General features: G+C 48.2%; 1 protein-coding gene. It reads left to right on the top strand.

Annotation, left to right across the window (positions count from 1 at the left end; genetic code table 11):
- Nucleotides 1–313: DUF489 family protein (locus tag AW165_RS18835; protein WP_155859678.1), on the top strand; the 313-nt coding region annotated here is incomplete at both ends.

Below are 313 nucleotides of genomic sequence, written 5' to 3'. Positions count from 1 at the left end.
CGTACTATCGCTTTTGCAGGTATCTGCCAAGCTGTTGCCTTAGTTCAACAGGTAGCGAGAAACGGACATTGTGATCAAGATGCCTTTGAAACGTCAATTAACGCCATTTTGAATACTAGCCCAGCGAACACCATTGGTGTTTTCGGCCGCGAAGCCGACCTTAAGCTGGGTCTTGAATGCTTGGTGAAAGGGATTGATAGCACCCCATCGGGAAGTGAAGTCACTCGCTACATCATCAGCCTAATGGCATTAGAGCGCAAGCTATCGGGTCGTAACGATGCAATGTCACAACTTGGTGACCGCATTCAAATGG

It is taken from the genome of Acinetobacter sp. LMB-5 (genome assembly GCF_001541635.1).
In the GTDB taxonomy this organism is placed as follows: Bacteria; Pseudomonadota; Gammaproteobacteria; order Pseudomonadales; family Moraxellaceae; genus Acinetobacter; species Acinetobacter pittii.
Note: the sequence above shows the minus strand (reverse complement) of the source record. Positions and strands in the feature narration are given on the sequence as shown.